Raw genomic sequence first — 7,908 nt, forward strand, 5'->3', positions numbered from 1 at the left:
CGGCGGCATATCTTCGAAAATTTTATCCAGCAACGTTTCCGCAAAGCCCACGATGCTGACATCCGCTATTTCATGCCCGAGCTGTTCGGCATGAGCAATGCGACGGGCGAACTCTGTGCCGTGGCCGGGATTCGCATGGCGAGTCTCGGCCCGTTGTTTCTGGAGCGCTATCTGGATGAATCAATCGAACCACTGATCAGCGCCGCTGCCGGTCAACCCGTGGACCGCGCAGGCATCGTCGAAGCCGGCAACCTGGCCGCCAGCGATACTGGCAGCGCACGAATGAGCATCATCGCCATCACTTACCTGCTGGCCATGGGCGGCCTGGAATGGGTGGCGTTTACCGGCAATGTTGGCCTGGTTAACAGCTTTCATCGCCTGGGTTTAAACCCCGTGACGCTCTGCGCTGCTGACCCCGAACGGCTGGGTGATGAACGCCACCACTGGGGCAGCTATTACCAAAGCAAACCTTGGGTGCACGTTGGCAACATCCGCACCGGTTTCATCCACCTACACGACAGCGGGATGTTTGATCGCCTGGGATTGCCAACGCCCAACGAGGCATCCAGCCATGTCGCCTGAAACCGAACGTTTCAAACAGACCCTGTGCGAGCATGCTGAACGTAAGCCCGGCGCCACTGCGTTGTGGGGCGATCAGCTGAAAGTGGACTACGCCACGCTGTACGCCGAAGTGCTGAGTTGCCAGCAGCGTCTGCGCAATGAACACATCAAGGTGCTGGCTCTGGCGCTGGACAATGGTGTGGAAGCGATGCTCTGGGACCTGGCCGCGCTGTTCGAAGGCCTGACCTGCGTGACGTTGCCGTCGTTTTTCAGCCCGGCTCAACGCCTGCATTGCCTGGAACAGAGCCACGCCGAACGGGTGATTGCCGATCCGCAGCTGGACGCCGAACTGCAATTGGCCGGGTACGAGAAAACCGGTGAGTTCTGGTGCCGGACCTTCGTCGACCCGAATCGCATGCCCAAAGGGACCGCCAAGCTGACCTTCACCTCCGGCAGCACGGGTACGCCAAAAGGCGTGTGCCTGAGTGCGCAGAGCCTTTTAGCCGTCGCTCGCGAACTGGATCAGGCCAGCAAACCTATCGCGCCGCAGCATCACCTGGCGCTGTTGCCCTTGGCGATCCTGCTGGAAAACCTCGGTTGCTACGCCGCCCTGTACGCCGGTGCAACCTTGAGCCTGCCCAGCCAGAAAACCCTGGGTATTCAGGGTGCCAGCGGCGTTGAAGTGTCTCGGCTACTCGGCTGCCTGGCCGCCCGCGCCCCCGAAAGCCTGATCCTGGTGCCTCAGTTATTGCTGATGTTGGTCAGCGCCGCCGAGCAGAACGCTTTCAACCCCGGCACATTGCGTTTTGCCGCAGTGGGTGGCGCGCGGGTTTCCGAGGAGTTACTGCACCGGGCTCAACGTGTCGGCGTGCCGGTTTACGAAGGCTACGGGCTGTCGGAGTGCGCCTCGGTGGTCTGCCTCAATCGGCCAGGAGCGTGCCGCCCCGGCAGTGTTGGCAAGGCCCTGCCCCACGTAGAGGTTCGCCTGGCAGAAGACGGCGAAGTGCTGATCAAAGGCTCGACCTTGCTGGGCTATCTGGGCGAGGCACCGCACGTAGATGAATGGTGGCCGAGCGGCGATCTCGGCGAGTTCGACCCCGAAGGTTTTCTCTACCTCAAAGGGCGCAAGAGACATCAATTCGTCACCAGTTTCGGGCGCAACGTGAACCCGGAGTGGGTCGAGGCCGAATTGACCCAGCGCCGCCACATCGCCCAGGCGTTCGTCTACGGCGAAGCCATGCCGCGCAACCACGCACTGCTCTGGCCCCACCGCCCGGAGTGCACCGATGAAGAACTGAGCGCTGCCGTCGCCGAAGCCAACGAAGCCTTGCCCGATTACGCCCAGGTCCACCACTGGACCCGGGTGGATCACCCCTTCACTCCCGCCAATGGCCTGCTCACCGCCAATGGCCGACTGCGCCGTGACGCCATCGTCGAGCGTTACCGGGAGCAACTGTCGGAATCTGCATTTCCCGAGGAATCCGCATCATGAGCTTTTTCGACCGKCTGCAAGCAGCCACGCAACAAGAACGCCATGCGTTGTTCAATCTGCCGATCATTCTCGATGCCCTTGAGGGCAAGGTCAGCCTGGAAAGTTATCGGGCGTTCCTGGCGCAAGCCTATTACCACGTGCGCCACACCGTGCCCTTGATGATGGCCTGCGGTGCGCGTTTGCCGACGCGTCTGGAATGGCTGCGCGAAGCCGTCTGCGAATACATCGAGGATGAATACGGTCACGAACAATGGGTACTCAATGACATCGAAGCCTGCGGTGGCGACAAGGACGCGGTGCGCAACGGTCGTCCGTGCATGCCGATCGAATTGATGGTCAGTTTTCTCTACGACCTGATTGCCCGAGACAACCCGGTCGGCCTGTTCGGAATGGTCAACGTGCTGGAAGGAACCAGMATCGCCCTGGCCACCCACGCGGCCGGCAGCATTCGCGAGCGGCTGGATTTGCCGGAAAGCGCCTTCAGCTACCTCAGCTCGCATGGCGCTCTGGACATCGAACACATGCAGACCTATCGCCGGCTGATGAATGCCCTCGACGATCCGGCAGACCAGGCGGCCGTCATTCACGCGTCCAAAGTGGTGTACGCGCTCTACACCGACATGTTCCGTGGCTTGCCGCGCGACGGGGAGAAATTGTATGCAATTGCATGAAGCTCGCGTGGTGCTCACCGGCGCCAGCGGTGGCATCGGCCTGGCGATCGCAACCGCCCTGTGCGYCAGCGGCGCACGGGTGCTGGCGGTGTCTCGGCAAAGGGAACCGTTGGCATCGTTGTTGACGCGTTATCCGCAACACCTTTGCTGGATCGGCGCGGACCTGACCAATCTGGCCGACAGGCGTCGGGTACTGAGCGCAGCCGAAATCATGGGTGGAATCAACCTGCTGATCAACGCCGCCGGGGTCAACCAATTCGCCATGCTCGAACAGCTGGAGGACAGCGACATCGACGCCATGCTGGCGGTGAACATCAGCGCGCCGATCTGCTTGACCAAACGACTGCTGCCGCTGCTCAAACAAGCCCAGAGCGCGATGGTGGTGAACGTCGGTTCAACCTACGGTTCCATCGGCTACCCCGGTTACGCCAGTTATTGCGCCACCAAGTTTGCCTTGCGCGGGTTTTCCGAGGCCCTGCGCCGGGAACTGGCAGACACCCGTGTCAGCGTGCTCTATGTTGCCCCGCGCGCCACCCACACCCGCATGAACAGCCCGGCGGCGCAGGCGTTAAACGACGCGCTCAAGACAAATGTCGATGATCCGCAAACGGTCGCTGCCGCGGTGATTCATGCGATAGCGGGTGACCACCGCGACCTGTACCTGGGTTGGCCGGAGCGTTTTTTCGTTCGCCTCAACAGCCTGCTGCCCAATCTGGTGGACCGAGGCTTGCGCAAGCAATTGCCGCTGATCCGCCGCCTGAGCGAAGAACCCGACAACGAGCATTTAAAACCATGAAAAAAATCATCGCTTGCCTGCTGTTGGGGGCCTTGAGCCAAAGCGCCTGGGCGCTGGACCCCGCCGATCAGCAACGCCTCAAGGGCATTCAACAAAGCTGGGCGCACATTCAATACGAAGTCCCCGAAGCGCAACGTACCGCAGCGTTTGAAAAACTGGCGGCCCAGGCTTCCGCGTTCGCCCAGGAACGCCCATCGGTGGCAGAAGCCTGGATCTGGTCCGGCATCGTCACCAGCAGTTGGGCCGGTGCACAGGGTGGCCTCGGTGCACTGGGCAAGGTCAAGGTGGCGAAAGCCGATCTGGAGAAAGCCCTGACCCCGGACCCGAAAGCCCTGCAGGGCTCGGCCTACACGAGCCTGGGTGCTCTCTATGACCGCGTACCCGGCTGGCCCATCGGTTTCGGTGACTMGGACAAGGCCGAACAGTTGCTCACGCAGGCCTTGCAACTCAACCCGGACGGCATCGATAGTCTGTACTTCTGGGGCGATCACCTCTACCGTCAAAAGCGTTACAGCGAAGCCAGACTTGTGCTGCAAAAAGCCCTGCAAGCCGCCCCAAGGCCCGGCCGGGAATCCGCCGATGCAGGGCGGCGCAAAGAGATCGATGCGTTGCTGGTGGACGTGAACAAGAAACTCTACTGACAGGAGTTCGTGTGCGCTTATTACTGATCGAGGACGACGTTGCCCTCGGCGAGGGCATCCATCAAGCCCTGGGCCGCGAAGGTTACACCGTCGATTGGGTACAGGATGGCGTCAGCGCCTTGCACTCGCTGCTGAGCGAAACATTTGACCTGGCCGTGCTCGACCTCGGCCTGCCGCGCATGGACGGCCTTGAAGTGCTGCGTCGCTTGCGTGACAGCGGTTCCAACCTGCCGGTGCTGATCCTCACCGCCCGAGACGCAACTGAAGACCGCATTGCCGGGCTGGATGCCGGGGCCGACGATTACCTGATAAAGCCTTTTGACCTGGCTGAACTCAAGGCTCGCCTGCGAGCCTTGCTGCGGCGCAGTGTCGGGCGCGCTCAAATGCTGATCGAACACGCTGGCATCAGCCTGAACCCCGGTACCCAGCTAGTCAGTTATCACGGCGCGCCGGTAGCACTGACCCCCAAGGAATATCAGTTGCTCCACGAATTGCTCTCGCCCCCTGGCCGGGTCATGACCCGCGATCACCTGATGCAGTTGCTTTATGGCTGGAACGAGGAAGCCGAAAGCAACACCCTGGAAGTGCACATCCACCACTTGCGCAAAAAATTCTCCACCGACCTGATCCGAACCATTCGCGGTGTCGGTTATCTGGTGGAGGAGCGTCGATGACGTCGATCCGGCGCCGCAGCCTCACGCTCATCATTGGCTTGATGCTGGTCGGCGTGACCGTGATCAGCCTGCTCAATCTGCACGACAGCAATCACGAAATCGCCGAAGTCTATGATGCCCAACTGGCTCGAAACGCCCGGCTGTTACAAGGTGTGATGCGCATGCCCATGGCCAGTAAGGAACACGCCGACCTGTATCAGGCGTTCAACAACGCCTTGGGTGAAGCTGCGCCCAAGGGCGACGGCCATCCTTATGAAACCAAACTGGCTTTTCAGGTGTGGAATGGCCACGGCGAAGTGCTGGTACACACGGCCAGTGCGCCCTCCTTCAGCACGCCGCCATCGACACCCGGTTTCAGTGAAGTGGTCGACCAGAGCAGCCGCCACTGGCGCGCCTTCATGCTCGAAGACAAACAAAACGATCTGAAAATCTGGGTGGGCGAACGGGACGACGTGCGTTCGGATCTGGTGGATCGAATCGTGCGCCATACCTTGTGGCCCAATGTACTGGGCAGTCTGATTTTGGCGGCATTGATCTGGGTCGCCATCGGCTGGGGCCTCAAACCACTGGAAAACATGGCGGCGACCTTACGGGCGCGGCACAGCGGCTCGCTGGAACCGTTGCAACTGACCCCTCTGCCCAGTGAACTGGAGCCGATGCAAGCAGCACTCAATCGCATGCTGGCGCAGATCCAGGAAGTGCTGGGCCGCGAGCGCCGCTTCATCGCAGATGCCGCCCACGAAATGCGCACGCCCTTGGCGGTGTTGCGCGTGCATGCACAAAACCTGCTGGAGGCCGGCACCGAAGAAGAGCGCCGTGACTCTCTGGAGTTTCTGATCGCCGGCGTCGACCGCACCAGCCGCCTGGTCAATCAATTGTTGACCATGGCCCGCCTGGAACCCAAAGCCATGGCCCCGGTGTTGCACAGCATCGATCTGGCCGAAATCGTGCGCGACAGCCTTGCACAGCTCACGCCCTGGATACTGAGTAAAAACCTTGAGTTGGCCTTCGACGTCCAGGACCGCCCCTTTAAAGTCATCACCGACGCTGCCGCCGTCGACGTTGCGCTGAATAATCTGATCAGCAACGCGGCTAACTTTTCACCCGAACAGGGCGTTATCACCGTGCAGCTAGGTCAGGCGGACGGCTTCTATTTACTGAGCGTCGAGGACCAGGGCCCCGGCATCGACGAAGCCGATCGCGAACGCTTGTTCGAACGGTTTTACAGGCGCGGAAATGTTCAGGGCGCGGGACTCGGGCTGACCATCGTCAACACCATCGCGACTCGGCTGGGCGGACGCATCACGCTGGTCAACCGACCGGAAGGCGGGTTGTGCGCGACGCTGGCTATTCCTGATAGCCCGTCATGCATCGCGTTACCGCACATTACACGCGAACTGCCGCCCAGCGTTTGATTCAAATCTCTCGCTGACGGAATCCGTGTGGGAGCGAACAGTCGCTTCTGAACGCCTGCTTTTTTCCGGTTGCTGCATGTCGCGAAGGGCAGCAAACGGGCCAGGAGCAGTCATTCGACACTCCCCGTGCCAATCGTTTAAATTGACCCATTTGGTTACCATGCGGCCTCAAAAAATGACCAGCACTTTCCAAGGCAGCTGTCTCTGCGGCGCCGTCAGTTACGAAATCAAATCACGCCCCAAAGCGCTTTCACATTGCCATTGCAACCAATGCCGTAAAAGTCATGGGGCAGCGTTTGCCAGCTATGGCAGCGTGCTGCGAACTGACCTGCATATCATGCAGGGCGCGGAGTGCATCACGACTTACCGCTCTTCGGAATCAGTGCTTCGTCAGTTCTGCGGCCAGTGCGGWTCGTCGCTGTTCTAGTCGCGAAGCCAGGGTGAATACGCAGACTGGATATCTATAGCGCTGGGTTCGCTAGACACGACCTTTACCACCGACAACCAGCAACATGTCGAAGTGACGTCCAAGGCGCCTTGGTATGAAATCCAGGATCAGTGGCCACAGTCTCGATGACAGCTTCGGGCCAACTGCTACCAGTCCTCGACAAAGCGCACGCGCTCAACGGTCAACCCAAACCTGCGACAATGCTGCCTCTTAGGGCTTCGTAACTTGCGTGGCAAACGTTCAGGTATTTGAATAACAAATTCGCGGGGAGCAGCCACATTGGAATTGAGACAACTGCGCTATTTCGTAAAAATCATCGAGCTTGGCAGCCTGGGGCGTGCGGCACTTGAACTGGACGTTGGTGTGTCAGCCCTCAGTCAGCAAATCTCCAAGCTGGAAAGCGAACTGTGCACCCGCCTCCTGAATCGAAYCTCCACCGGCGTGACGCCCACTAGCGCCGGATTTGCGTTTTTACACCACGCCCAACTGACGCTACGCCAGGCGGAAAACGCAATCATGGCCGCCCATCGCGGGCGAATGAGCGGTTATGTCAGCGTCGGCTTACCACCGACTACCGCGACGGTGCTCGCGTTGCCGTTGATCAACGCAATGCGTGCGCGTTATCCGGACATACAACTGCATTTGGTGGAAATGCTTTCCGGTCACTTGGCGGCGCAACTCAACGCACGGCAAATTGATCTGGCCATCCTGTTCCAGCTCGAAGGGGGTAAACGCTGGAGCGTGACTCCGCTGCTGGATGAAAAGCTGTTTGTCATTGCCTCGCCCTGCCTGCCTCAAGCGCCTTCTGGTGATAGCGTGCAGTTAGCCGACCTCGGCGGCCTGCCGCTGGTGATGCCCAGCGCGCAACATGGCTTGCGCTCGGCATTGATGAGCGCGTTCGAGCGGGTCGGGCTAACACCCAATGTCATTATGGAAGTCGACGGTCTCGCTGTATTGATGAACGCCGTTCGGGCAGGTCATGCAGCAACGATACAACCGGGGGCGGCCGCTGCATTGAAAGACGGGTCCGGACTTTCACTGATCAGGATTGCCGATCCCCATGTGGGCCGGCGTAATCTTCTGGCGACACTGGCTGACGACGAACTCTCTCCAGCGGCGCTGGCAACGCGGTTGGTCATCGTCGATGTGGCGCGACAGTTGGTCGTCGACAAACAGTGGCCTGGCGCTACATGGATAGAAGGTGTAGACG

Annotated in this window: 8 protein-coding genes and 1 pseudogene; all 9 read left to right on the forward strand. The window is 60.2% G+C overall.

Annotated features, from left to right (window positions below; all coding sequences use genetic code 11):
* A partial coding sequence (locus tag AC1DRJ_RS15110) for a thermostable hemolysin (protein WP_477802871.1) occupies nt 1-582 on the forward strand: 582 nt, incomplete at its 5' end.
* The gene (locus tag AC1DRJ_RS15115) at nt 572-2,053 is read left to right on the forward strand and encodes an AMP-binding protein (protein WP_477802872.1); all 1,482 of its coding nucleotides are present in this window, start codon (nt 572-574) and stop codon (nt 2,051-2,053) included. The genes AC1DRJ_RS15110 and AC1DRJ_RS15115, both read left to right, overlap by 11 nt.
* Nucleotides 2,050-2,724: a TenA family transcriptional regulator gene (locus AC1DRJ_RS15120; RefSeq protein WP_477802873.1), complete on the forward strand. Its 675-nt coding sequence runs from the start codon at nt 2,050-2,052 to the stop codon at nt 2,722-2,724. The genes AC1DRJ_RS15115 and AC1DRJ_RS15120 overlap by 4 nt, the downstream gene beginning before the upstream one ends.
* Nucleotides 2,711-3,520 (forward strand): SDR family oxidoreductase, encoded by an 810-nt coding sequence (locus AC1DRJ_RS15125; protein WP_477802874.1) that lies wholly within the window; start codon nt 2,711-2,713, stop codon nt 3,518-3,520. Before AC1DRJ_RS15120 ends, AC1DRJ_RS15125 begins: the two co-directional genes overlap by 14 nt.
* A complete protein-coding gene (locus AC1DRJ_RS15130) occupies nt 3,517-4,161 on the forward strand; it encodes a tetratricopeptide repeat protein (protein ID WP_477802875.1) in 645 nt (214 codons plus the stop codon). Before AC1DRJ_RS15125 ends, AC1DRJ_RS15130 begins: the two co-directional genes overlap by 4 nt.
* A gap of 11 nt (nt 4,162-4,172) precedes the next feature.
* Nucleotides 4,173-4,835, forward strand: coding sequence for a response regulator (locus tag AC1DRJ_RS15135; RefSeq protein WP_477802876.1), 663 nt, complete (start codon nt 4,173-4,175; stop codon nt 4,833-4,835).
* Complete coding sequence (locus AC1DRJ_RS15140; protein WP_477802877.1) at nt 4,832-6,250, forward strand: sensor histidine kinase; 1,419 nt, start codon at nt 4,832-4,834, stop codon at nt 6,248-6,250. Before AC1DRJ_RS15135 ends, AC1DRJ_RS15140 begins: the two co-directional genes overlap by 4 nt.
* A gap of 175 nt (nt 6,251-6,425) precedes the next feature.
* A pseudogene (locus AC1DRJ_RS15145) lies at nt 6,426-6,827 on the forward strand (GFA family protein).
* A gap of 150 nt (nt 6,828-6,977) precedes the next feature.
* The coding region (locus AC1DRJ_RS15150; RefSeq protein WP_477802878.1) for a LysR family transcriptional regulator at nt 6,978-7,908 on the forward strand (931 nt) is incomplete at its 3' end.

The organism is Pseudomonas sp. P5_B2 (genome assembly GCF_056400445.1).

Excerpts from the sequence above, each read along its gene's own strand:
- AC1DRJ_RS15115 (WP_477802872.1), top strand. The coding sequence starts at position 572 with ATGTCGCCTGAAACCGAACGTTTCAAACAGACCCTGTGCGAGCATGCT.
- AC1DRJ_RS15140 (WP_477802877.1), top strand. The coding sequence starts at position 4,832 with ATGACGTCGATCCGGCGCCGCAGCCTCACGCTCATCATTGGCTTGATG.